The 24552-nt window shown below is 61.5% G+C and carries 22 protein-coding genes; 12 read left to right on the top strand and 10 right to left on the bottom strand.

The window, feature by feature from the left end; genetic code table 11:
• Positions 1 to 33 precede the first annotated feature (33 nt).
• Positions 34 to 996, bottom strand: a complete 963-nt coding sequence (gene ispH / locus D3P04_RS01825; RefSeq protein WP_408634347.1) for a 4-hydroxy-3-methylbut-2-enyl diphosphate reductase — start codon at positions 994 to 996, stop codon at positions 34 to 36.
• A gap of 139 nt (positions 997 to 1135) precedes the next feature.
• On the bottom strand, positions 1136 to 2581 hold the full coding sequence (locus D3P04_RS01820) for a cobyric acid synthase (protein WP_119745297.1): 1446 nt from the start codon (positions 2579 to 2581) through the stop codon (positions 1136 to 1138).
• A gap of 71 nt (positions 2582 to 2652) precedes the next feature.
• On the opposite strand from D3P04_RS01820, the gene secG reads away from it, so the two are divergent.
• Together secG and D3P04_RS01810 are read left to right on the top strand one after the other, a co-directional pair.
• On the top strand, positions 2653 to 3243 hold the full coding sequence (secG, locus tag D3P04_RS01815; RefSeq protein WP_119745295.1) for a preprotein translocase subunit SecG: 591 nt from the start codon (positions 2653 to 2655) through the stop codon (positions 3241 to 3243).
• A 152-nt stretch (positions 3244 to 3395) separates the two neighbouring features.
• Positions 3396 to 5039 carry a CTP synthase gene (locus tag D3P04_RS01810; protein WP_119745293.1) on the top strand — a complete coding sequence of 548 codons (1644 nt, stop codon included), beginning with the start codon at positions 3396 to 3398 and terminating at the stop codon, positions 5037 to 5039.
• A 233-nt stretch (positions 5040 to 5272) separates the two neighbouring features.
• On the opposite strand, the gene phnE (D3P04_RS01805) is transcribed toward D3P04_RS01810, so the two are convergent.
• The 4 genes from phnE (D3P04_RS01805) to phnC are packed head-to-tail and all read right to left on the bottom strand — an operon-like array spanning position 5273 to position 9289.
• Positions 5273 to 6592, bottom strand: coding sequence for a phosphonate ABC transporter, permease protein PhnE (gene phnE, locus D3P04_RS01805; protein WP_119745291.1), 1320 nt, complete (start codon positions 6590 to 6592; stop codon positions 5273 to 5275).
• Positions 6589 to 7455, bottom strand: coding sequence for a phosphonate ABC transporter, permease protein PhnE (gene phnE / locus D3P04_RS01800; RefSeq protein ID WP_119745289.1), 867 nt, complete (start codon positions 7453 to 7455; stop codon positions 6589 to 6591). Before phnE (D3P04_RS01800) ends, phnE (D3P04_RS01805) begins: the two co-directional genes overlap by 4 nt.
• Before the next feature lie 59 nt (positions 7456 to 7514).
• Positions 7515 to 8423: a phosphonate ABC transporter substrate-binding protein gene (gene phnD, locus D3P04_RS01795; protein ID WP_119745640.1), complete on the bottom strand. Its 909-nt coding sequence runs from the start codon at positions 8421 to 8423 to the stop codon at positions 7515 to 7517.
• 47 nt (positions 8424 to 8470) lie between these two features.
• Positions 8471 to 9289 carry a phosphonate ABC transporter ATP-binding protein gene (gene phnC / locus D3P04_RS01790; RefSeq protein ID WP_119745287.1) on the bottom strand — a complete coding sequence of 273 codons (819 nt, stop codon included), beginning with the start codon at positions 9287 to 9289 and terminating at the stop codon, positions 8471 to 8473.
• 324 nt (positions 9290 to 9613) lie between these two features.
• On the opposite strand from phnC, the gene D3P04_RS01785 reads away from it, so the two are divergent.
• Positions 9614 to 10396, top strand: a complete 783-nt coding sequence (locus tag D3P04_RS01785) for a ZIP family metal transporter (RefSeq protein WP_119745285.1) — start codon at positions 9614 to 9616, stop codon at positions 10394 to 10396.
• 39 nt (positions 10397 to 10435) lie between these two features.
• On the opposite strand, the gene D3P04_RS01780 is transcribed toward D3P04_RS01785, so the two are convergent.
• On the bottom strand, positions 10436 to 11308 hold the full coding sequence (locus D3P04_RS01780) for a MaoC/PaaZ C-terminal domain-containing protein (RefSeq protein WP_119745283.1): 873 nt from the start codon (positions 11306 to 11308) through the stop codon (positions 10436 to 10438).
• Positions 11309 to 11548: 240 nt separating this feature from the next.
• Between D3P04_RS01780 and gdhA the strand changes: the two genes are divergently transcribed.
• The 5 genes from gdhA (at position 11549) to D3P04_RS01755 (ending at position 15588) form a co-directional block, all read left to right on the top strand.
• A complete protein-coding gene (gene gdhA, locus D3P04_RS01775; RefSeq protein WP_220475241.1) occupies positions 11549 to 12898 on the top strand; it encodes an NADP-specific glutamate dehydrogenase in 1350 nt (449 codons plus the stop codon).
• Positions 12899 to 13255: 357 nt separating this feature from the next.
• The gene (locus tag D3P04_RS01770) at positions 13256 to 13810 is read left to right on the top strand and encodes a hypothetical protein (protein ID WP_119745279.1); all 555 of its coding nucleotides are present in this window, start codon (positions 13256 to 13258) and stop codon (positions 13808 to 13810) included.
• Positions 13811 to 13822: 12 nt separating this feature from the next.
• Positions 13823 to 14245, top strand: a complete 423-nt coding sequence (gene rnk / locus D3P04_RS01765; RefSeq protein ID WP_119745277.1) for a nucleoside diphosphate kinase regulator — start codon at positions 13823 to 13825, stop codon at positions 14243 to 14245.
• Positions 14211 to 14552: a hypothetical protein gene (locus tag D3P04_RS01760; protein WP_119745276.1), complete on the top strand. Its 342-nt coding sequence runs from the start codon at positions 14211 to 14213 to the stop codon at positions 14550 to 14552. The genes rnk and D3P04_RS01760 overlap by 35 nt, the downstream gene beginning before the upstream one ends.
• A gap of 31 nt (positions 14553 to 14583) precedes the next feature.
• On the top strand, positions 14584 to 15588 hold the full coding sequence (locus tag D3P04_RS01755) for an Ldh family oxidoreductase (protein WP_119745274.1): 1005 nt from the start codon (positions 14584 to 14586) through the stop codon (positions 15586 to 15588).
• A 265-nt stretch (positions 15589 to 15853) separates the two neighbouring features.
• On the opposite strand, the gene D3P04_RS01750 is transcribed toward D3P04_RS01755, so the two are convergent.
• On the bottom strand, positions 15854 to 16042 hold the full coding sequence (locus D3P04_RS01750) for a hypothetical protein (protein ID WP_147391864.1): 189 nt from the start codon (positions 16040 to 16042) through the stop codon (positions 15854 to 15856).
• A gap of 232 nt (positions 16043 to 16274) precedes the next feature.
• On the opposite strand from D3P04_RS01750, the gene D3P04_RS01745 reads away from it, so the two are divergent.
• The 3 genes from D3P04_RS01745 to D3P04_RS01735 all read left to right on the top strand — a co-directional run bounded on the left by D3P04_RS01745 (position 16275) and on the right by D3P04_RS01735 (position 21155).
• The gene (locus D3P04_RS01745) at positions 16275 to 17720 is read left to right on the top strand and encodes a sensor histidine kinase (RefSeq protein WP_119745270.1); all 1446 of its coding nucleotides are present in this window, start codon (positions 16275 to 16277) and stop codon (positions 17718 to 17720) included.
• Complete coding sequence (locus D3P04_RS01740; protein WP_119745269.1) at positions 17717 to 18412, top strand: response regulator transcription factor; 696 nt, start codon at positions 17717 to 17719, stop codon at positions 18410 to 18412. Before D3P04_RS01745 ends, D3P04_RS01740 begins: the two co-directional genes overlap by 4 nt.
• Before the next feature lie 256 nt (positions 18413 to 18668).
• On the top strand, positions 18669 to 21155 hold the full coding sequence (locus tag D3P04_RS01735) for a membrane-bound PQQ-dependent dehydrogenase, glucose/quinate/shikimate family (protein WP_220475240.1): 2487 nt from the start codon (positions 18669 to 18671) through the stop codon (positions 21153 to 21155).
• A gap of 170 nt (positions 21156 to 21325) precedes the next feature.
• Here the strand turns inward: D3P04_RS01735 and D3P04_RS01730 are convergent, their stop codons facing one another.
• Both D3P04_RS01730 and D3P04_RS01725 read right to left on the bottom strand, forming a co-directional pair.
• The gene (locus tag D3P04_RS01730; protein ID WP_119745267.1) at positions 21326 to 22240 is read right to left on the bottom strand and encodes a LysR family transcriptional regulator; all 915 of its coding nucleotides are present in this window, start codon (positions 22238 to 22240) and stop codon (positions 21326 to 21328) included.
• Positions 22241 to 22291: 51 nt separating this feature from the next.
• Entirely contained in the window at positions 22292 to 23353 is a 1062-nt protein-coding gene (locus D3P04_RS01725) for a YeiH family protein (protein WP_119745265.1), read from the bottom strand.
• Positions 23354 to 23669: 316 nt separating this feature from the next.
• Here D3P04_RS01725 and D3P04_RS01720 point away from each other — a divergent pair, with 316 nt between their 5' ends.
• A complete protein-coding gene (locus D3P04_RS01720) occupies positions 23670 to 24533 on the top strand; it encodes an IclR family transcriptional regulator (RefSeq protein WP_119745263.1) in 864 nt (287 codons plus the stop codon).
• Positions 24534 to 24552 lie beyond the last annotated feature (19 nt).

Raw genomic sequence — 24552 nt, 5'->3', positions numbered from 1 at the left:
TTGGCCGCAGGCCAAGAGGGGCGGCGCCCCTCCCTATGCCGTTTCCCGCAGAACCCGCGGCACCTTGAATTCGATATTCTCCTGCGCGGTCTCGACGATTTCGACAGCGACATCATAACGCGCCCGGAAAGCGTCAATCACCTCGTCGATCAGCACTTCGGGCGCGCTTGCGCCTGCTGTCACGCCGACATGGCGCACACCGTCGATCGCCCGCCAGTCGATCTGATCCGCCCGCAGCACAAGCTGCGAATACGCACAGCCCGAGGCCCGCCCTACCTCGACCAGCCGCTTGGAATTGCTGGAATTCTGTGCCCCGATCACCAGCAGCGCATCGATCTTCGGCGCGATCGCCTTGACTGCCGCCTGACGGTTGGTGGTGGCATAGCAGATATCCTCCCGGGCAGGGCCGATGATCCCCGGGAACCGCGCCTGCAGAGCGGCGACGATCTGCGCGGTGTCATCGACCGAAAGCGTGGTCTGGGTGATGAAGGCCAGCCGTCCGGGATCGCGCGGGGTCAGATCCGCCACATCCCCGACCGTCTCGACAAGAATCACCTCGCCCTCGGGCAGTTGTCCCATCGTGCCCAGCACCTCGGGATGGCCGGCGTGACCGATCATGACCAGTTGCAACCCCTCGGCATGGTGACGCGCCGCTTCCATATGGACCTTGCTGACCAGAGGACAGGTCGCGTCGACGAACACCATCTCGCGTTGCTTCGCTGTGGCCGGGACGGATTTCGGCACGCCATGGGCCGAGAAGATCACCGGGCGGTCATCGGGGCATTCATCCAGTTCCTCGACAAAGACCGCGCCCTGTTCACGCAGGGAATCGACGACATATTTGTTATGCACGATCTCATGGCGCACATAGACCGGAGCGCCCCATTTCTGCAGCGCCAGTTCCACGATCTTGATGGCACGGTCCACGCCCGCGCAGAAACCCCGCGGGGCGGCCAGATAAAGCGTCAGGGGCGGTTTCGTCTGTTCCATGGTCATGCCCTAACCTGAGCGCGATCCGTCGTCCAGACAAGAGACTGTGCAAATCCGCCGGCGAAATATTCGTTGCGTCCCGCGAATGCCGGGGGCGTTGCCCCCGGACCCCCAAGGTATTTGGACAAAGAAGAAAGAAGAGGTTTCAAAGCGCAAGCGCCAGAATCGCCGAGACATCCAGATGCGCTTCGAGATGCCGCGCGAGATCGTCCAACGTTTCTTCCACACCAGCCTCGTATCCGGGCTGCGAGGTCACGCCAAGACGCGCAAGAAAACCGGCACGAAACCGGTCATCGGCAAAGAGCCCGTGCAGATAGCTGCCCAGGATCCTTCCGTCGCGGCTGATCGCGCCGTCCGGGCCCGGGATCTGCGCGAAGGGGCGCGCGCAGTCTGGGCCGGAGCTCCGGCCCATATGAATCTCATATCCGGCCACCGGCTGGCCAAGCGCCGTGCCTGTGACCCGGACCGTGCGCTTGGCGGCGGACATGGTGGTCTCGACGTCCAGAAGGCCCAGACCCTCGACCTCGCCCGTGATCCCGTCGGAGCCGCCGGGATCGCGGATGACCCGGCCCAGCATCTGATAGCCGCCGCAGATGCCAAGCACATGCCCGCCGCGCCGGACATGGGCGGCAAGGTCGGTGTCCCAGCCCTGAGCGCGCAGGAATGCCAGATCGCCAAGCGTGGTTTTCGTGCCCGGCAGGATCACCAGACCGGCATCCCCGGGAATCGCCCGGCCCGGTCCCAGCATGGTCAGCCGGATTCCCGGTTCCGCCGCCAGCGGGTCGAGATCGTCGAAATTCGCGATACGCGAAAGGGTGAGGCAGACCACATGCAGCCCCTTGCCGCCTGATGCCCGCAGATCGACGGCATCTTCGGCAGGCAGGCGATGCGCCTCTGCGAACCAGGGCAGCACCCCGAAACCGGGCCAGCCGGTGCGGCGCTCGATCTCGCGATAGCCATCGTCGAACAGGCGCGGATCGCCGCGGAACTTGTTGATGATGAAACCGCGGATCAGAGCGGCATCCGCCGGATCGATCACCGCCTGCGTGCCCACGATCTGCGCGATCACCCCGCCCCGGTCGATATCCCCGGCCAGCACCACCGGCACGCCCGCCGCCCGCGCGAATCCCATATTGGCGATATCGCGGGGGCGCAGGTTGATCTCGGCCGGGCTGCCCGCTCCTTCGACGATCACAAGATCATATGCGGCGCGCAAACGGGCAAAACTGTCCAGCACGCCCTGTATCAGACGGGGTTTCAGCGCCGCGTAATCCCGCGCCTCGGCTCTTGCGACCGCGCGGCCATGCAGGATCACCTGCGCGCCGGTATCGGTCTCGGGCTTCAGCAGCACCGGGTTCATGTCGGTGACCGGCTCCAGCCCGCTGGCCCGGGCCTGCAAGGCCTGCGCACGGCCGATCTCGCCCCCGTCCACGGTGACGGCGGCGTTGTTCGACATGTTCTGCGGCTTGAATGGCGCAACCTTCAGCCCCCGCCGCAGCGCCGCACGGCACAGGCCCGCGACCAGAAGCGACTTGCCGATATTCGAGCCGGTGCCCTGAATCATCACCGCGCGGGGTTTTGTGGCGGGCATGAGACACTCCGCTTGCCTTCATCTGCATGGATGACTAGATAGGCCCGTCCGCAAATGAAAGGCCGAATTCTGTGGAAAACGTCGTGCTGACCGTTCACCTCATCCTGGCAGTCCTGCTGACCGGGGTCGTGCTGCTGCAACGCTCCGAAGGGGGCGGGCTTGGAATGGGCAGCGGCGGCGGTGGCGGCGTGATGTCGGGACGCCAGGCCGCGAACTGGATGACGCGATTCACCTGGGCGTTGGGCATTGCCCTGTTCGCGACCTCGATCGGCCTGACGATCATCGCGGCGCGGAGCGTTTCGAACAATTCGATCATGGATCAGATCGGCGTTCCCGAATCGCGGCAGGGTTCGACCGTGCCCGCATTGCCGGAATACACGCCTCCGCCCTCGACCGGCGGCGACCCGTTGACGCCTCCGGCACCCGATGCGCCAGCAGGCAGCAGCACCGCGCCGGCAGCGGATGATGGCCAGGCAGCGCCGGACGCCGCAGCACCCGAAGCAGCAGCGCCCGAAGCTCCGGCCGCAGATGTGGAAGCCTCTGCAGCAAGCGAAGTGGAAGCGCCCCCCGCAGCAGAAAGCGCTGCACCGGAAGCCGCCCCCGAAGCAGGCACGGAAAGCGGTGAACCCGCTGCGTCGGAACAGCAACAGCCGGCGAATTAACGACATACAAGACATAGGGGGACAAGTAATTTTCCCCACATCAACTTGCGGTCCATTGCGGCCACGGGACGAATCGGTTATAACTTAAGTCCCGTGATGCAGGCTGTTCCACGGCCCGCAAAATCGCTGAATTTTATCATCACGGGGGCTCCATGGCGCGTTATATTTTTATTACTGGCGGCGTGGTTTCGTCTCTTGGGAAAGGTCTGGCATCCGCGGCGCTTGGCGCGCTTTTGCAGGCGCGCGGCTTCACCGTCAGGCTGCGCAAGCTGGACCCCTATCTGAATGTCGATCCCGGCACCATGTCACCGTTCGAGCATGGCGAGGTCTTCGTCACCGATGACGGCGCAGAGACGGATCTGGATCTTGGCCATTACGAGCGATTCACCGGCGTTTCCGCGCGGCGCACCGATTCCGTCAGTTCGGGCCGCATCTATTCCAACGTGCTGGAGAAAGAGCGCCGAGGCGAATATCTGGGAAAAACCATCCAGGTCATCCCCCATGTCACCAATGAAATCAAGGATTTCCTTGCCATAGGCGAAGATGAGGTCGATTTCATGCTGTGCGAGATCGGCGGCACTGTCGGCGATATCGAGGGCCTGCCCTTCTTCGAGGCCATCCGCCAGTTCAGTCAGGACCGGCCGCGCGGGCAGTGCATCTTCATGCATCTGACGCTGCTGCCATGGCTTGCGGCCTCGGGTGAGTTGAAGACCAAGCCCACCCAGCACAGCGTCAAGGAACTTCGCTCGATCGGCATCGCGCCGGATGTGCTGGTCTGCCGCTCGGAACAGCCCATTCCCGAAAAGGAACGCGCCAAGATTGCGCTGTTCTGTAATGTCCGGCCGGATGCGGTCATACCCGCCTATGATCTCAGTTCGATCTATGACGCGCCGCTGGCCTATCACCGTGCCGGCCTTGACCGCGCCGTTCTGGACGCCTTCCAGATCAGCCCGGCGCCGCGCCCCGATCTGGCCCGATGGGAAGATGTGATGGACCGGCTGGAGCATGCCGAGGGTCAGGTCCGCATCGCCGTGGTGGGCAAATATACGCAGCTTGAAGACGCCTATAAATCCATTGCCGAGGCATTGACCCATGGCGGCATGGCGAACCGGGTCCGCGTTCAGGCCGACTGGGTCGACAGCGAGAAGCTGGAAGGCGATGGCGTCACGCTGCTGGACGGCTATCACGGCATCGTCGTGCCGGGCGGTTTCGGCGAGCGCGGGACCGAAGGCATGATCGCCGCGGCCCGCTATGCCCGCGAAAAGAAAGTGCCTTATCTGGGTATCTGTCTGGGCATGCAGATGGCAGTGATCGAAGCGGCCCGGAACCTTGCCGGAATGCCCGGCGCGGGGTCCGAGGAATTCGATCACGAGGCGGGCGAGACCCGATTCACCCCGGTTGTCTATCACCTGAAGGAATGGGTACAGGGCAATTACAAGGTGCAGCGCAAGCTGACCGACGACAAGGGCGGCACCATGCGCCTGGGCGCCTATACCGCCGTGCTGACCCCCGGCTCGAAGGTTTCCGAGGTCTATGACGGCGCGTTGGAAATCGAGGATCGTCATCGTCACCGCTACGAGGTCGATGCGAGCTATCGGGATGCGCTGGAAAAGGTCGGGCTGGTCTTTTCGGGCATGTCACCCGATGGCAAACTGCCGGAAGCGATCGAATATCCCGATCACCCCTGGTTCATCGGCGTGCAATCGCATCCGGAACTGAAGTCCAAGCCCTTCGAGCCCGCACCGCTATTCGCAGGGTTCGTCCGCGCCGCGATGGATGAGGGGAGGCTGGTCTAGGGCCGATCGCGCCGGATCGAAGCCCCTGCCCTTCTTCTTTGTCCAAATACCTCGGGGGTCGCCCGCGGGTCGCGCCACTGGTCCAAGAGACTGCCCGCAATGGGGCAGCGCCCCCGGCCATCGCAGCATGCAAAGAACCAGCGTTTCCGACCCAGCACAGCACGCTTCAGGGGCGGTCTTGTCCCGGCTGGAAATGCTATTGCCATGCAGGACGGCGTCAGGTCCGCGACGGATCAGTCGCTTTTTCCGCCGATCAGCCGGGCACGCAGCCAGCCCGAGAACCAGTCCATCGCCATCACCATCAGCACCACCAGCACGATGTAATAGCTGACCTCCTCCCAGTCCTGCTGGGTCTGAAGCGCCTGTGTCAGCAGCAACCCGATGCCACCGCCGGTGATCGCGCCGATGATGGTCGCGCTGCGGGTATTCGATTCGAACAGATACAGCACCTGACTGAGCAGGACCGGCGTCACCTGCGGCAGAACACCGAACCGATAGCGCTGCGCCGGGTTCGCGCCGGTCGAGGCAATGCCCTCGATCTGCTTGTCATCGACATTTTCAAGCGCCTCCGAGAAGGTCTTGCCGAATGTGCCGGTATCGGTCAGCAGGATCGCCAGAGCCCCGGTCATCGGCCCCGGGCCGAAGGCCCGCGACAGCACCACCGTCCAGATCAGCCCGTCGACGCCCCGGATGAAATCGAAAATCCGCCGCATCCCGAAACGGACCGCCATCAGCGGCGCGAACCGCTTTGCCGCGAGAAACGCCAGCGGCAGCGCGATGATGGCCGCGCCGAACGTGCCCAGAAACGCCATCAGCATGGTCTCGAAGATCGCCCATGCGACCTTGGCGTGCAGCCACATCGGATTATACCAGAAATCATGCCAGGCCCCGGTGATATTCGGGCGGTCCGGGTCGATACGTTCCCCGAACAGGATATCAAGCAGACCGTGGCCGTGATAGGGGCTGTCCAGCGTGAAGAAGAACAGCTCCCATCCTGGAAAATATCGGAAAATCTCGGTTTTCGAGCGGGTTATGGTCACCCGCCCGCCCTCGGTCGTGATGCCCACGCGGCGCGGATTCAGCGTGATCCAGTCGGGCGCGGGTCCGATCACATCCGCGACCAACTCATCATCCATCAGCCGGATGGTGACGGGATCGGTTCCCGGATAGTGATATTCCGTGACATTGCCCGGCAGCAGCCGCAGCGAATGGCCGTTTTTCAGCTCGACGCTCACCGCGTCGTCATTGCCGCTGACCCATTCGGGTCGCTCGCCTTCGGGATAGGCCCCCTTCCGCTGCCCCTCGATGGCGTAAGAGATCGTGCCGCTGCGATGATCGCGGGTCACATGCGTCTTGTAGGACCAGCTGTCCGACAACAATGTGACCGCGTTATCCATCCTTGCGCGTTGCGCCAGACCGGGAATGTCGAAGGCGAAGAAGACATAGGCCAGATACAGCCCGATCAGTACAACGACCGTGTAAGCCGCCATTCTTTTGCGGGCGAGACGGGTCGTTGCCGCGTCCTTCATCATGGCCAGCGTGGCGGCGGTCATTGCCAGTCCCCCTTGACCAGACGGTTGCGATAGCTGCTGGAAAGCTGATCGAACAGCACGATGGTGCCGAAGAGCAGGATGAAGATCGCCGCGGCGTCGTCGAATTTCCCCTGACCCCATGACATGGCGTTTTTCAGTTCGTAGCCGATTCCGCCCGCGCCCACGAAGCCAAGGATTGCCGAAGCGCGGATATTGATCTCGAAGCGCAGCAGCGCATAGCTGAGGAAATTCGGCGCGACCTGGGGCAGCACCCCCAGCAGCATCCGTTGCGACCAGCCTGCCCCGGTCGAGGCCAGCCCCTCGATCGGCTTGGGATCGGCGTTTTCCGCCACCTCCGAGAACAGTTTGCCAAGCGCGCCGACGGTATGCAGCGTGATCGCGATCATGGCAGGCACCGGCCCGCCCCCCAATACGAAAATAAGGACAAGGGCAACGACGATCTCGGGAATGGCGCGCATGATATCCATCAGGCGACGGAACAGCGGCACGAGCCGCGGCCAGCAGGCCAGCCCGCGCACCGACAGAAAGGCGAAAAGCATCCCGCCGATCGATCCGATCAGCGTCGAGATGGCAGCGATATTGATGGTTTCCACCAATGCCGGGAAGAATTTGACCAAATGCCCGGGCAGTTCCTGACGCTTCGCCCATGCCTCGGACAGGACAGCCGCCGGATAATCGAAGACATGCCCGATCCCATTCCAGAAACCGCCCGCATTCCGGGAATCCGCCAGATGGAAGCCGGGCAGCAAAAGCAGCAGGAAGATGATCAGCGTCAACGCGCCATAAAGCCGGCGGCGGCGCATCTGATCCAGATAAGCTGACTGCATCTGATGCAGATGGGGCCGGTCGGAAATATCGGTCATGAAGCAGGTCCGGACAAGGATGAGGGCGACAGGATGCCGCCCTCCGCATAGGTCAGGGATCAGCCGCCGATTTCGGCCTTGCGGGCCTCGATCACCGATTCATAGGCATCATGGGTGATCGGCTGTGCGCCCAGGGTTTCCCCGGCGAAAACCCCATAGGCGCAATCGGGGTCGTTTTCGTAAAGATTGTCCACCAGTTCGGTCATCTTCGCCTTCACGTCGTCGGGCAGAGCCTTGCGCAGCACGACCGGGCCTTCGGGGATGGGCTTGGATTTCCAGATCTCGACAAGCTGCGTCATATCGACAAGCCCGGCATCCACCGCCTTGCGCAATGCGCCCGAGTTGTAGCCGTCTTCCCACTCGCCCTGACCGTCGGCCCAGCTGACACCGCCATCCACATCGCCATTCGCAACCGCCACGATGGTCTGTTCATGCCCGCCGGTGAATTTCACCTCGCCGAAATAGTCGCCCGATTCCATCGATGCGCCGGTTTCCTGCGGAATTTCAACCGAAGGAATCAGAAAGCCGGATGTCGAGTTGGGATCCCCGAACCCGAAGCTTTTGCCCTTCATGTCTTCCAGCGAGGTGATACCGCTGTCTTTCAGGGCAAAGCCGATGGAATGATAGGCATAGCTGCCATCCGCGTTGACCTTGACCAGAACCGGTTCGACCGCCTCGGGATCGTCGAGATAGACGGCCGCATAGGCCGAAGCGCCCAGCCAGGCCATGTCAAGCGTGCCGCCCAACAGGCCCTGAATGACACCGTTGTAATCGGCAGGGGCGAACAGCTTGACGGGCACGCCAAGGGCTTCCTCGGTATAATCCTCCATGCAGGCATAGCTGTTCATGCGGTCCTGCGCGTTCTCGCCGCCCAGAATACCGATATTGAATGCGTCGATTTCCTGAGCATAGGCGGCCGGCACGAAGGCGGCGCCCAGAACAAGTGCCAGCGAAAGGGTCTTGGTCATCGTCATCTCCAGATTATTCGTTCCGGTCGGGAACTGCGGGAAAATTGTCAGGCCGGTTCGGCCATGCGGGCGGCTGGCCGTTCCGCCTCATCCTGTTCGATGGCGGTCGAGGTTGCGCTTTCCGAGAAATCCGCCCCCGCGCCATAGATATCGCGCGCGACTCCGGTGGTCAGTTGCGCGGGCGTGCCGTCGAAGACAATCCGCCCGGCACGCATGCCGATGATCCGGTCGCAATAGCGCCTTGCGGTATCCAGCGTATGCAGATTGGCGATGACCATGCGCCCGTCCTCGTCATGAATGCGGCGCAGCCTATCCATGACGATCTGGGCATTCATCGGATCCAGCGAGGCAATCGGCTCATCCGCCAGAATGATCGCCGGGTCCTGCATCAATGCCCGCGCGATGGCGACGCGCTGCTGCTGCCCGCCGGAAAGCGCCTCGGCGCGTTTGGCGGCATGCTCGGCAACGCCAAGCCGGTCGAGGATCTCGATGGCCGTCTCGACATCCTCGCGCGGATACAGGTTGAACATCGTCGCCAGGGTCGAGCGCCGGTTCAGCGTGCCATGCAGCACATTCGACACCACGTCCATCCGTGGAACCAGATTGAACTGCTGGAAGATCATCGCGCAGCGCGATTGCCATTTCCGCCTGGCCCGCCCCGTCAGTGCAGTGATATCCTGCCCCTGAAAACGGATCGCGCCTTCGCTGGCATCGGTCAGCCGGTTAAGCATACGCAACATGGTGGATTTGCCCGCGCCGGAACTGCCGATGATCCCGATCATCGCCGGTTCGGTCACGACGAAACTTGCCTTGTCCACTGCCGTGCGATCTCCGAACCGTTTCGTCAGAGCGCTTATTTCCAGCATCCGAATACCCCGATTGTCTGGGGCCGTCGCTAGCGATGGAATCCGACAGTTCTGCAACGGTCATGTAAATATTTTATAAAGTTTCGCCGCCTGCATCCCGGCAATGCGAACTCAGATTGCCCGAAACTCCGTGGGCACAGCACATATGGCTTCTGGCTTATGGCAAGGGAATCGCGCAGGCCCCGCCATCCGGATAAGCACACTTGCAACATGGCAGGGCCTCGGATACCGATCACCGGGTATATTTCGGCACTCGCCAGTCGCGACCATGGTCCTGATATCCTTTCCGGATGATCGGGAATCCAGGCAGAAAAAGGTAGCATCGTGGACTCGTTGTCTCCTCTGACTCTTGGCTTTCTTGGCAGCCTCGCCGCCGGTTTACTGACTGCGGTCGGCGCGCTTCCCGTGCTTTTCGGCGGTGTTCCGTCCCGTGCGTCGCGCGATCTTCTGCTTGGCTTCGCGGCCGGGGTCATGCTGGCCGCGTCCTTCTTTTCGCTCATCATTCCCGCGCTCGACGCTGCCGAGCCGCGTTACGAAACCAGCGCCACCCCCGCCCTGATCGTCTGCGTCGCGATCCTTCTGGGCATGGGCGTGGTGGCCCTGATGAACGAGCGTCTCCCGCATGAGCATTTCAGGACAGGGCGAGAAGGTCCGGCAGCCGATTCCCTGCGCCGGGTCTGGCTGTTCATCATCGCCATTACCATCCATAATTTCCCCGAGGGGCTGGCGGTCGGCGTCGGTTTCGGCTCGGGTGGCATGTCCGGAGGATTGCCGCTGGCGATCGGGATCGGCTTGCAGAATGCGCCCGAGGGGCTTGCCGTGGCCGTGTCGCTTCTGGGCGAAGGATACAGCAAGGCGCGCGCATGGCGTATCGCCGCGCTCACCGGACTGGTCGAGCCCATAGGCGGCCTGCTTGGTGCCGGGGTGGTCAGCCTGTCAGAGCCGCTTCTGCCCTGGGGACTTGCCTTCGCCGCCGGCGCGATGCTTTACGTCATCAGCCACGAGATCATCCCCGAAACCCATCGCAACGGCCATCAGAACAAGGCAACCGCAGGACTGGCGGTCGGCCTTGCCCTCATGCTGTTCCTTGATGTCTGGCTGGGTTAAGGAACCTCCGGCAACCGGCATCCCCGCCGGAAACGAGATTCATTGCGCCGGGTTCTGATGATACGCGAAGCACCCATCCGACAATACCCTGCGCTCGCCGACCCGTGCGATAAACGCCGCCTGCCCCGGCCCCTTGCGCCACCAGTCTATCGTCAGTGTCTCGCCGGGGTAGATCGGCGCCGAGAAGCGTCCCGCCAGCTTGCGCACCTGCCGGGGTTCATTGCCGACGATCCCGGCCATCAAGGCACGGCAGGCAATGCCGAATGTCGAAAGCCCGTGTAGAATGGGGCGGTCGAACCCGGCCTTGCGGGCAATCTCCGGATTCGAATGCAGCGGATTCAGATCCCCCGAAAGACGATAGATCAATGCAAGCTGCGGCAGCGTCGGGATATCCGCGCTGCCATCCGGTGCGCGATCCGGAATTTCTTGGGGCTGACGGCTTTGCACGGATTTCCCGCCAAAACCGCCCGCGCCGCGGCAGAACGCGGTATTCCTGACCGTGGCGTAATGCGTACCGTCCTCTGCATCGCGAATCTCCCGGCAGGCGGTCACCAGCGCCGCCCTGCCCGCGCCCTTGTCCACCAGTTCCTCGACCCGGATCCGCGCGGTCACCCGCCCCTCCGGCGGCAGGGGATGATGGATCTCCATCTCCTGCTCTCCGTGAACCACCCGCAGATAGTCGATCCCGCTGGCCGGATCGCGCAGCCATGCGCCATCATAGGCCAGCACATTCGCCATTGCCGGATGGGCCTGCATCTGCTGTTCCCGGTCCAGAAACCGCAATTGCCCGCTATCGGTGGGATCGCTGCCATAACCCAGACCAAGCGCATAAATCGCGGCATCGCGCCAATCATATGCCTGAATAACAGGCTCACGCTCAAGATTTTTCAGGTAATCAACATTCAAGGGCATCGGACCGGGGCTCATGAAATCATTTCAGCGGAACGCTTCGGCGATATCAGAAAAGACGAAGCATATCGGCGCAGTATTTCAGCGATATCTTTCGCGGTCCAGCCGGCGATGGCCCCGGTCACCGCAGCGCAGGAGAGCAAGAAGGCACAAACTCAACCTGCGCTGGTCAAAGCATTTGCACCTTGCGCAAAATTCGTGCAGTTGCCTATAACCCAGGCAATCCGAAAAGAGAGTGAGCCATTGTCAAATATCGACGAAAAACTGGAACCCATCCTTGCGGAAATACTGCTTAGAAACGCCGGTGAGCCGGAATTCCATCAGGCCGTCCGCGAAGTCATCGAAAGCCTTGGCCGCGTTATCGCCAAGCGGCCCGATTACGCGGATCACGCGCTTATACAGCGCATCTGCGAACCTGAACGCCAGATCATCTTCCGCGTGCCATGGGTTGATGATCGTGGACGGACGCAGGTCAATCGCGGTTTCCGGGTCCAGTTCAATTCGGCGCTTGGCCCCTATAAGGGCGGACTTCGCTTTCACCCCTCGGTCAATCTGAGCATCATCAAGTTCCTGGGTTTCGAGCAGATCTTCAAGAACGCTTTGACCGGGCTTCCGATCGGCGGTGGCAAGGGTGGATCGGATTTCGATCCCCGCGACCGCTCGGATGGCGAGATCATGCGCTTCTGCCAATCCTTCATGACCGAGCTTTACTATCATATCGGCGACAAGACCGATGTGCCCGCAGGGGATATCGGTGTTGGCGCCCGCGAGATCGGTTATATGTTCGGCCAGTACAAACGTCTTGCCAACCGCTTCGAAGCGGGCGTCCTGACCGGCAAGGGGTTGCTTTACGGCGGTTCGCGGGCACGGACCGAGGCGACGGGCTACGGCAACACCTATTTCGTTCAAAGCATGCTGGGCACCAAGGGCCACAGCTTTGACGGCAGGAAAGTCGTGGTTTCCGGCTCGGGCAATGTCGCGATCTACACGATGGAGAAGATCCAGTCCTTCGGCGGCAAGATCATGGCCTGTTCGGATTCCGGCGGCTATGTCGTCGACGAGAACGGGATCGATCTTGAACTGATCAAGGAAATCAAGCTGGTCCGCCGGGACCGCATCAGCGAATATGCCCGCCTGAAAGGCACTGGAACGCATTACATCCGTGACGGCCGCATCTGGGATGTGCCCTGCGATGTCGCCATGCCATCTGCCACGCAGAACGAATTGACCGGCCGTGACGCCAGGACTCTGGTGGCCAACGGCGTCATCGCCGTGGGCGAAGGCGCCAATATGCCCTCGACCCCCGAAGCGATCCGCGTACTTCGGGATGCCAATGTGCTGTTCGGGCCGGGCAAGGCCGCGAATGCCGGCGGCGTCGCCACCTCGGCACTTGAAATGCAGCAGAATGCCTCGCGCGACAGCTGGACCTTCCAGCGCACGGAAGAGCGGCTGGCCGAGATCATGCGCAATATCCACGACACCTGCGCCAGCACCGCAGAAGAATACGGCACGCCCGGCGATTACGTGCTGGGCGCCAATATCGCAGGCTTCGTGCGGGTCGCCGAGGCGATGCGGGCACAGGGTGTGATCTAACGGGTTTCGCCTGTCTCTTTGTTCGCAAAGCCGGGGGGCGCTGCCCCCCGGACCCCCGAGGTATTTGGACAAAGAAGAAGGGGAGAAGGCGATTGGACCCGGGCCGGGGGGTTCCCTGTTGCCTGAATGCCCCGCATTCCAGGCAGGGCGATTGACTTTGCGCCGCCGGCTGCCTAGCTGTTATCCCATGTCGTTGCATGAGATGCATATCAGCAGGTTGATCCTGTTTCCGGGTTCGCTTCTGACCCGCCCCCTTCCCCGGGCGGTGTCGGCATGCGTGCTGATATAATCGTTCGGGGCTTTCCTCACACCATCTTGACCATGTGAACCGCGCAGGCCGCGGTCGGGGGAATTTCCATGCAACGTCTATCCGGGCGGGATTGCGATCCTGCGTTGGGGCTGCGGCACAGCAAATGCCAGCAATCATTTGATCACGATCAGCATATCGAGCGACTGCGACCGATCCGCGCGACATTGTCCGAAACCGATTTCTGGCAGTTGCAGGATCAGCGGCGGCGGCGGGAAATCGGCGGGCCGGCCGAGGATCCGCATCTGGCGGCCTATCTCCGGGCAAAGCTGGCCGATGCAAGAATCATCCCCGAGCCGGAGGCCCGGCGCGCCTTTGTCACCTCTGGCCGTGTAGTCGCCTGCCGGATCGATCATCACCTGCCCAGATGTTTCCGGCTGTATCACTGGACCCCGCCGGTTCAGCGTTGCGCGATTTCGACCGGCACCTGGCTTGGTGCGGTTCTGATCGGCATGGCGCCGCATCAGATCGTCACCTTTTCCGACCCCGAAGCAGGTTTCCGGCGCATCGAGATACTGCATATCAATGCCGAGGATTTTCTTCCGGCGGATAACCGGCACTCCCGCGGCTTTCACCCTGCCGATACAATTCATTCCCATCTCTGAAGGAGATACCCCATGAATCATTCCCCTCCTGCCCGCGCGCGTGCGGCGCGGCGTGTCATTTCCGAAGATCATCTTGACCTGCTTGAAAGGCTGGAAGCGGGGCTTGCCCGCAGAAATCCGGAACTCTCAGCCCTGTTGCTGTCGACCCTGGCGCGGGCACGGATCGTGCCCGCGGACCGGCTTCCTGATGACGTGGTCGCCCTTGGCAGACGGGTGACATATCTGGACGAGGATACCCAGATAAACCGCCACATGACCCTGGTGCCACCCGCCGAGGCGGATATCGCGCGTGACCATGTCTCGGTCATGACCCCGATCGGCATTGCCCTGATAGGGTTGCCGGTCGGCGCGAAAGCCTCGTGGAAGGCAAGGAACAACGAAAGCCGCCGGCTGCGTCTGCTTGAGGTCGAACGACGAGAAGATCGATCCCGATGAGACCCCAGCCGGATTGCCGTATCTGCGGCAAACCCGTGCCGCGTGCCGCATATTCACGCTGCCCCGCCTGCCGGTCGCCGCTGCGGTCGATTCACAAATATGTCCGGTCATGCAAGAGCTGCGGATCGGTCCTGCCGCTCAGCCTGGTCCGCAATTGCCCGGCCTGTCGCGCGGAAATCGCCGCGCCATGAACACGCCGTGCCGGCATTCGACGGTGCTGCGATCCATCGCATCGCGGCGAGACAGCGGCGAAGATCACGGCCCTCAGGGCATCCCGCCGATGGAATGCCATCCGGTCATGCGCTAACAATCCCCAAACGATCCGAACATGAGGCAATATGATGAATAGCAAGACCTATGAACGCATAACCCGGCAGCGCGCCGCGGATCTGGCGGCGGCCATCCTGACCAAAGCCGGATTTTCCGCGGCGCATGTTTCTGTGATGGCGCAGAACATGCTGGATGCGCAGGCGCAGGAATGCCATTCTCACGGGCTTTACCGGCTGATCACCTGTTCGGACATGGCGGCAACCGGGCTGGTGAACCTGACTGCCGAGCCGAAACTGACGGATCACGCCCCAGCTATCGTCAAGGCGGATGCGCAGGGCGGCAACTCGCTTCTCGCGTTCGATACCGCTCTGGACATGCTGACCGGCAAGGCAAGCGACAGCGGCATCGCCGCGCTCGCCATCAATAATTGCTTCCACTATTCGGCGCTGTGGTGGGAGGTCGAGCAGCTTTCAAAGCGGGGTTTCGTGGCGCTTGCCATGACACCGACACATCCCTATGTCGCGCCTTTCGGCGGCAAAGAACCGCTTTTCGGAACCAATCCGCTTGCATTCTCGTGGCCCCGGCCGGAGGGCGAGCCCTATACGTTCGACTTCGCGACAAGCGCAGCGGCGCGTGGTGAAGTCGAGATCCGCAGCCGCAGGGGAGAGTCGCTGCCTGCGGGCTGGGCCATCGACAAGGACGGAAACCCCACAACCGAAAGCGAAAGAGCCCTGTCTGGCGCGTTGCTGCCATTCGGCGGGCATAAGGGCTCGGCCATCTCGACGATGATCGAACTGATGGCCGGACCGCTGATCGGCGACATGCTGAGCAGCCAGACTTCGGCACCCGGCATGAACAGCGACAAGGGAATTCTGCATGGCGAACTGGTCATCGTCTTCGACCCGAAACGCTTTGGCATATCACCGGATTCAGCCGAGACATTGTTCCGGCAGATCACCGATCAGGGCGCGAGATTACCGTCCCAGCGCCGCCGTGCCGCCAGGCTGCAATCCGAAAAGGACGGGTTGCTTGTCTCGTCCGAGCTTCTTGCCGATCTGAACCGGATGGCCTGACGCGCATCCGGACGATGTTGCCGCCGCCAATCGAATGCCGCGGCTGGCCCGGTTCCGGGATCAAGAGCGATACCCGCATGGCCCGGGATTCATCCAATAAATAACGGAACGCCGGGATATTCACATGTGAATCAACGAATGTCCCGGCCCGATTGCCGCGCCCGTGCAAAGTTATTCTCTCTGCACGGGCGCGCCCTGCTCGAAACCTGATCCTGATATTCTGCGTCAGGCCATGACGGTCCGGGATATCGCTGGCATCCGATGATCAGAGCTGCACGGGCCACGCGGCGCCATTGGCCCATGACCAGTCCGGGTAGGACATCAGGCATTGCGTGGTGGCCGAATCCTCGCAAGCCGATACCGGGCCGCCGGAAGGCGCGTTGCAGGCACCAAGGCCGAACAGGCTCAGCAGGACCAGAAGCGGGCGGAGGATGGTCGGATAGGCTCTTGTCATATCGCTCCCCATATCGACGATCCGGCCGTAACGTCAGGAAATACTTCGCCACCGGATCGGAACTCCGCTACGATACCGACGGCTGAACTTATGAGTCTACCTACCAATTCTATGGAATTCTTCGGAAATCTTGCATATGGCATGCGGCGCTTGCCTGATGCGGAAACTCCTGCAACGGTAAAATCTCGACCCGTATGCAATATAGAAGAAGGGTGCCGGGAGATATTCAGTCATGCTTGATCTCAAGACTGTGCTGATTGTCACATTTGCAATCGCGAGTTTGCAGGCAATCGCCTGGATCTTTGTATGGCTGGCGTGGCGGCATCTTTACGAACTCAAGTTTCTCGCCGCGGGGCTGGGCGCCATCGCGCTTGGGCTTTTTCTCATGATCATACGCGGCGTCGAGCCCTCAGGCTGGAGCATCGTGCTGGCCAATACGACGATCAAGGTTGGACTGGTCCTGCTTGCCGAAGGGCTGGCCCGCTTTCTTGGCCAGCCTCGCTATAGCTGGATCGGGATATCGCTGCTTGTCCTGCATGTCATCGGCTGGAACATCGCCGTCACCATTGATCCGGGTAATGTCGCCATCCGGGTGCATATGTCGACGATCTTCACGGTGATCATGATGTCGGTGATTTGTCTGGCCCTGAGCCGCGACCGGACCCAGCCGATCCTGCTGCGCTGGATCACCATCGGGATATTCGTCGAATACATGGCCTCGAGCATTGCGCAAAGCGTCTTTGAATTCCGGATGGTCGGGCTGGTGAATTCACTGGTTCTGGCCAACCATAACAGCTGGTATCTGCTGCAGGGATCATTGTTCCAGATCGCCTTCTTCGCCTGCATGCTGTTCATGGTCAGCACGCGGCTGTCGAACGACCTGCGCGAAAAGAACACCGCCTTGTCCCACGAAATCACGATGCGCCGCCAGCTTGAGACGCGGCTAAGCGCAAGTCTCGAAACCGAACGCGGCCTGCGCGAGGAACAGACCGATTTCATGCGGATCGTCGGCCATGAATTCCGCACCCCGCTTGCCATCATCCGCAATGCGACCGACATGATCGAACTTGTCGGAGACAAATCGCCTTCGGCCACGAAGGACCGGATCGCCGCGATCGGCGAGGCGATAGACCGGCTGGTTTCGCTGATCGAGCGTTTCATGGCCAAGGATCGCGATACGGGATTCCAGCCGGAACCGATCAGGATCGGCCTGCTCATCTCGGATGTAAGATTGCATTTCGAGCTGACAGGACGCGGCGAACGGCTGATCTTCACCGCCGACGACGGTGGAACATTGCTGTTCGCGGATCCCGAGATGCTGGCGACAGTGCTGATCAACCTGATTGACAATGCGCTCAAATATTCGCCCGAGGATCAGCCGATCGAAATCGATATCCGAACCAGGGACACCGAGATCACCATCCGGATCCGTGACCGCGGCATCGGCATTCCGCAAGCGGATTTCCACAAGATCGGCCGCCGCTTCTTCCGGGGTTCGAATACAAAGGCGGGAACCGGCACCGGGCTTGGCCTTTACATGTCGCGCAAGCTGCTTGGCTATCATGGCGGCAAACTGCATCTATCGCCCAATGAGAGCCGGGGCATGACCGCGATCGTAAGCCTGCCCCTGCCGCATGGATCGGCACAGCCCGCTCTGCCGAAGGAAATGATGGCATGACACATATTCTTATCGTCGAGGATGAATCCCGCCTTCGCCGCGATTTGACGGATTTTCTCGAACTGACGGGATATACGACCATGGGGGTCGCGACGGCGCAGGATCTGCGCCTGACCCTTGCCAAGGGCACTCCGCCGGATGTTGTCATTCTGGATGTCGGGCTGCCGGACGGAAACGGCTTCGAACTTGCCGGCGAAATTCGCGGATCACATCCTTGCGGCATCATCATGCTGACTGCGCTGGGAGATAGCGACGACCGCATTCGCGGCTATGAGAGTGGCGCGGATATCTATCTGGTCAAGCACAGCACCCTGCGAGAGATCGAAGCCGCGATCCGCAGCCTTTTGAGGCGCACGAGCGATGCGCCCGGCTCCGGAAGCGAAGAATCCGGGCAGTGGATTCTGGACACCATAGACTGGACGCTGATCGCGCCGAACGGTCATGCCCTGAAGCTGACCGCAACCGAATTCGCCTTCATGCATCTGCTGTGCAAGCGTTCGGGGGGGATTTGCTCGCGGGACGAACTGGCGAATGTCGTGGCCCGGCCCAACTGGCCCTTCGATCACCGGCATCTGGATGCGGTGGTCAGCCGGCTTCGCCGCAAGATCGAACAACGGGTCAATCTGCCCGCACCGATCAAGGTCGTCTACGGCGTCGGCTATACATTCGCGGCCGGGCTGAGCTTGTCGTGACGGTGGCGGATGCATTTGCACGAACTGCACAACACCTAAAAATATTCTGACGTTACAGCGTTCTGCGCGTTGTCATTTGTTGTTTTCTGGCCTACCAATCTTTCAGGAACTTGTCGGCGGGAAAAATACGAACCGTCCAGCCAGGCATTGCCTCGCCCTTCCCATAAGCCGCCAGGTCCTCCGATCGGCCAGTCATGCTGATTGGTATTGCGGTACGGTCCGCAGCATTTCGGGCCGCGTGAGAAAGGAACATCGGATGTCCATGAACAATTTGCAAAGCAAGCCGCCGGAAGGTGGCGGGTTGCTGTTGCGTATCGTCGGCATACTCATTGCGCTCGCCGGGCTGCCACTGGCCTGGAGCGGCGCACAGCTTATCGGTCTTGGCGGGTCGTGGTATTACCTGCTCGCCGGCCTGTGCATCGTCGTTACCGGTATCTTGTTCTTCATACGCAATAAGGCCGGGATCTGGCTTTATGCGCTTGTGTTCCTTGCCACGGTCGCCTGGGCGCTGTGGGAAGCCGGCATGGATTTCTGGCCGCTCGTGCCGCGTCTGGTGGCGCCGATGGTTCTGGGGATCGTCGTCGCGCTATGCGTGCCGCTGTTTCCGGGGCGTCCGCGCAAGGCGCTTCCCTTCACCATTGCCGCCATCCTTGTTCTGGCACTGGCCGCGACCGGCTATCTGGCGTTCCAGCCTCATGGAGTGATCCGGGGCACCGCGCCGGATGCGGTTGCGGAAGTGCCCGCGGATGCCCGGACGGATTGGCCCGCCTATGCCCGGACCACACATGGCACCCGCTTCGCGCAGATCGATCAGATCAATGCCGGGAATGTCGGTGAACTCGAAGTCGCCTGGACCTTTCAGACCGGCGATACCGCGGAAGATCCTGCGCAGGATCAGAATACGCCGCTGATGGTGAACGACACCGTTTATACCTGCTCGCCGCATAATATCGTTCACGCCCTGAACGCCGAGACGGGCGAACTTCGCTGGAAATACGATCCCGAAGCCAGTTCGCCATTGTGGCAGCGTTGCCGTGGGGTCAGCTATTACGAACCTTCGGATGCCGCCCTTGCCGCCGGCACCACCGCGACCGCGCAGCCCGGCGATCCCGCGACGTCGGAAGACGGCGCGGAAACCGCCGAAGGCCCCGCAGCGACGGAAACACCCGGCACTGCGGAAACAGAGGAAACCGCAGCAGCGGAACCCCAAGCCTGCGCGCAGCGGATCGTCTTGACCACCATCGATGCGCGGCTGATCCAGATCGACGCGGCGACGGGCGAGCCCTGCGCCGGTTTCGGCGATGCAGGCATTGTCGACCTCAAGCAGGGCATGGGCGAAGTCGAGGAAGGCTTCTATTTCCAGACCTCTGCTCCGACCGTCGCGGATGACCTGATCGTCGTCGGCGGCTGGGTCTGGGACAATGTCAAGACCGGCGAGCCTTCGGGCGCTGTCCGGGCATTTTCCGCAGTCACGGGTGAGCTTGCCTGGGCATGGGATCTTGGCAATCCCGCGATCACCGGAGCGCCCCCGGAAGGCGAGACCTATACCCCGGGAACCCCGAATGTCTGGTCGACTCCGGCCGTGGATGAGGAACTGGGGCTGATCTATCTGCCGACCGGCAACGCCACCCCCGATTTCTTCGGCGCCCATCGTTCGGAAGCTGCCGAGGAATATTCCGCCTCGGTCGTGGCGCTTGATCTGGCCACGGGCAAGGAGCGTTGGAAATTCCAGACCGTCCATCACGACATCTGGGACTATGACGTTCCGTCGCAACCGGCGCTTTACGATATCCCCGACGGAGACGGCGGCACGATTCCCGCGCTTATCCAGGTGACCAAGCGGGGCCAGATCTTCATGCTGGATCGCCGCGACGGCAATCCGATCGCCAAGGTCGAAGAAAAGCCAGTGCCGCAGGCCGGTGGCGTTCCGGAAGATTTCCTGTCCGAAACTCAACCCTACTCCGTGGGCATGCCCGCCATCGGCACCGAACCCTTCACCGAGGCACGGATGTGGGGCGCGACGCCCTATGACCTGCTTTATTGCCGGATCCAGTTCCGCAAGATGCGATACGAGGGTGAATTCACACCTCCGGGCACAGATATGAGCCTGATCATGCCGGGCTATTACGGCGGGATGAACTGGGGCTCCGCCTCGGTCGACGAAGGCAATTCGATGCTGATCGTCAATGATATCCGCATGCCGCAATTCGTCCAGCTCATCCCGCAGGCCGAAGTCGAATCCGGTGCGGTATCATCGGATTCGCATGAGGGGCTGGCGACCCAGACCGGGACTCCCTATGCGGCGTGGAAGAACGGTTTCTTCTCGCCCCTGCAGGTTCCCTGTCATCAGCCTCCCTATGGCACCATCACCGGCATCGACCTGAAAACCCGCGAGATCGCATGGCAGGTTCCCGCAGGGACATTGCAGGATAGCGGCCCTCTGGGAATGAAGACCAATCTGCCGATCCCCGTGGGCATGCCTTCCCTGGGCGGGCCGATGACCACTGCCGGAGGGCTGACCTTCTATGCGGGAACGCAGGATTACTATCTGCGCGCCTTAGATACCTTCACCGGCGAGGAATTGTGGAAAGCTCGCCTGCCGGTCGGCGCACAGGCAACGCCGATGACCTATGTATCGCCCGAAAGCGGCCGGCAATTCGTCGTCGTCTCCGCAGGTGGCGCACGGCAATCGCCCGATCGGGGCGATTACATCGTCGCCTATGCCCTGCCGGAAGCAAACTGACTTCCGACAGACGGAACAAGGTAAAGCTCTGATATGCGGCCCGTTTCAAGGCGGGCCGCATATTCATTTCCTGGGACAGATACCCGAGGACAGAAGAGAAGATGAGAGCGGTTTCGCGTTGGTTGAAATCGGAACGCGGACAACCGACTGCCCCGTATTCCTCCCCCGGATCAGAGACCGCCAGCCGGTGGCGGGGTTACGGAGCGCTTGGCCGCCATGAATTCCTCAAGCAGACCCAACGCGCGCGAGCGATGCCGGTCCTTGTGGCGGATCATATGGAACGGACGCGCCGGCAGATCGAAGGGCGGCGCAACCATGCGTCCGGCACTCAGATAGGGTTGCGCGACATCCTTCGAGATCACGGTCGCCAGCTTCGAGCCCTCGACAGCGGCGCAAACCGACTCGTTGCTGGGAAGCTCAAGGAAGATGTCGAGCTGTTCGGGATCATACCCTTCGGCGCGCAGTTTCTGCTCGAATGTCGCGCGGGTGCCCGAGCCCGCCTCACGCAGAATCCAGCCGGTTTCGAACAATTCGCCAAAACCGCGCGGAGGTGTCCCGCTCCAGTGATGCTGCTCTCCGACAAGCAGCACCAACTGATCAAGCCCCACGGGGATCTGGCAAAGTTCGGCATTATTGACCGACGCTTCGATAAAGGCCGCGTCGGCCTTGCCCTGGATAATCGCATCCACGCAATTCTGCGTATTGCTGACCTCAAGTCCGATGCTGATTGCCGGGCAGTGCTGATGAAACTGCACCAGACGCTGGGGGAGCCAGACGCTGGCGACCGTCTGGCTGGCGAATATCTTCAGCCGACCGGCATTGCCAACGCCGAAATCCTGCAGCAACTGCTCGGCATCGCGCACAGAGGCCAGAACCTTTTCGGCCAGAGCAACGAATTGCTCGCCCTCGCGGGTAAGGTGAATGCCGCGGCCAAGCCGGTTGAAAAGTTGCACGTCATGCCGGGTTTCCAATGCCTTGATCGCGGCACTGACCGTTGATTGGGTCAGATTCAGCATGGCTGCTGCCTGGGTAACATGCTGCTGCCGGGCCACCTCAAGGAAAATCCGCAGCTGGTCAATGGTCATGGGCGGTACTTTCAGATGGCCGCAATCCGAAGATCGGAAGCCGCCTCGATATCACATCGACACGAGAATATAGGAAAGCGTGGTGATGACAATCGTACCCAATCCGCAAAGGATCAGCGGCTTCACGCCCAATTCGCGCAGCTTGTCGAACCGCGTGCCAAGCCCCAGCGCCGCAAGCGCGGCAGTCAACAGAACGGGCGTCACATCGATGATCGCCTCGCGGGGCATCTCGGGCAACAGGCCGCCCGAATTCAGCAGAACCAGCCCCAGAAAACCAAGGATGAAGCCAGGAACCAGCGGAACACCGGCAGAAGTCTTGTCCGCTTCCGGTTCCGCGCCGTCTCTTTTCCGGAAGGCAAGCACAAGCCCGGATACCAGAACGGCAAGCAGCAAGACCCGCACAAGTTTTGTAATGACCGCGGTTTTTCCAGCCAGTTCACCACTTTGGAATCCGGCACCCACCACCTGCGCGACCTCATGCACTGAAAGCCCGACCCAGGTGCCATAGGCCTGCGTCTCCATGCCCAGAAGCCTGCCGATCAGGGGAAGGCTGAACATCGCGATCGTGCCGAACAGCGTGATGCTTGCGACCGCATAGGTCACATCCTCATCCGAGCCGCGGGCAGCGCTGTTCGCCCCCGCGATCGCAGCGGCGCCGCAAACCGAGGTTCCTGCCGCGATCAGCACCGTAAGCGAACGTCCGACTCCCATCAGCCGCCCGACCCAGAGGATAAAGAAAAATGTGGTGAATAACGCGATGACCGCACTGGCCAGCCCCCAGGCGCCGATCCCGATCAATTCGCCAATGGTGATCTGCACACCAAGAAGGGCGACGGCGGCGCGCAGCAGCCCCTTGCCCGCGATGGCGATGCCGGGGCGGAATATCTCGGCCGTGGGCGCGAGATTGCACATCATTACGCCCAGTATGATGCCGATGATCATCGGGCTAAGCTGTGCAAGACCGGGAAACGAACGCAATCCGTAAGAGGCCGCCGTCAGAAGGCCGACCAGCCAAAGCCCCGGCAGATAGCGCCGCATCCACAGCCCGGGCGTCCAGGATGTCTTGCTGTCTCCAGCCGTTTTCGGAAGCTTCTCGGTCGTGACATGCGACATGGTGATCTGGCCATTGGATAGGATAATTTTCGCTATTTCACGGCTTATGGGGGATTTTTTATCTGTATTCCAACAAGAAAAAAGAATTGTTTTGTTCTGAATTTTCGATCAATCGATGGGTTTCCACTTCGAAGCCCGCCCGTTATCACGACATGCCGATACGACGCATCGACCGGTACGATCTTTCACCCGTCATGTGGTGACGATGGCCGCCAATTTTTCACATTATGAAATTCTGTCGCAATTCCGATACACGCATTGATGGAATTTCGGGACGTGATAGCCTTGTCACTGCGGCATCGAAGCGGAGGTTTGCATGCAGCAGGTATCGAATGCGTTAACGGCGGCGGGCAGCAAGCGGGCGTCCCATTACAGGCATCTGTCCCCTGCCCTGCCCGGCGAGGAACGAGGCAAAAGCATCCAGTCCGTCGATCGCGTGCTGTCGATCATCGAGATCTTGTCGCTCAGCGACCGGCCGCTGATGCTGAAGGATATCGCCAATCTGGCCGATCTGAACCTGTCGACATGCCATCACCTGATCAATACTCTGGTCCGCCGCGGCTATGTGATCAATTCGGGACGGGCTCAGGGCTATAGTCTCAGCTCCAAATTCGAGATCCTGTCGCGCCGCTCCGAGCGCGAGGCGAAACTGATCGAATTCGTGAAACCGTCCTTGCACGAGTTGAACGAGGATATCCGCGAAGCCGTGCAGATGACGGTACTGCGGGGATCGTCGCTGGTCAGCTATGTCCGCCTGCCCTCGCAGATCCGCGGCAGCGCCATCGATCTCGGCAACCGCCCCCTGACCCATGCTGTCCATACTGTGGCCAACGGCAAGGCGATCCTTGCATGGCTGCCGCAGGCTGAGCTGGCGCGGGTCGTGGCCGATAACGGGCTGACCGCGTTCACCCCGCATACGATCACCTCGCTGTCGGATCTGACCGAAGAGCTGCGGCTGGTGCGGCGGTCGGGCTTCGCGGTCGAGGATGGCGAATTTCATACCGGGCAGGCTGGCTTTGCCGCGCCGGTGCGGGACATGTCGGGCGCCGTCGTCGGCTCGATCGGGGTAACGGTAGAGCGGCGGCGGGCCAGTGACGCCTATAGCGATTACCTCACCCGCGCGGTGGTGAAATGCGCCAATGACCTGTCCAGCCGCATGCCCGCAGGCTGCTTTACCTGAATCCGGGCGCGGCGGCACT

The sequence above is a fragment of the Paracoccus onubensis genome (assembly GCF_003591515.1).
GTDB lineage: Bacteria > Pseudomonadota > Alphaproteobacteria > Rhodobacterales > Rhodobacteraceae > Paracoccus > Paracoccus onubensis.
The sequence above is the reverse complement of the archived record's forward strand: the minus strand, read 5'-3'. Positions and strand labels throughout refer to the sequence as shown.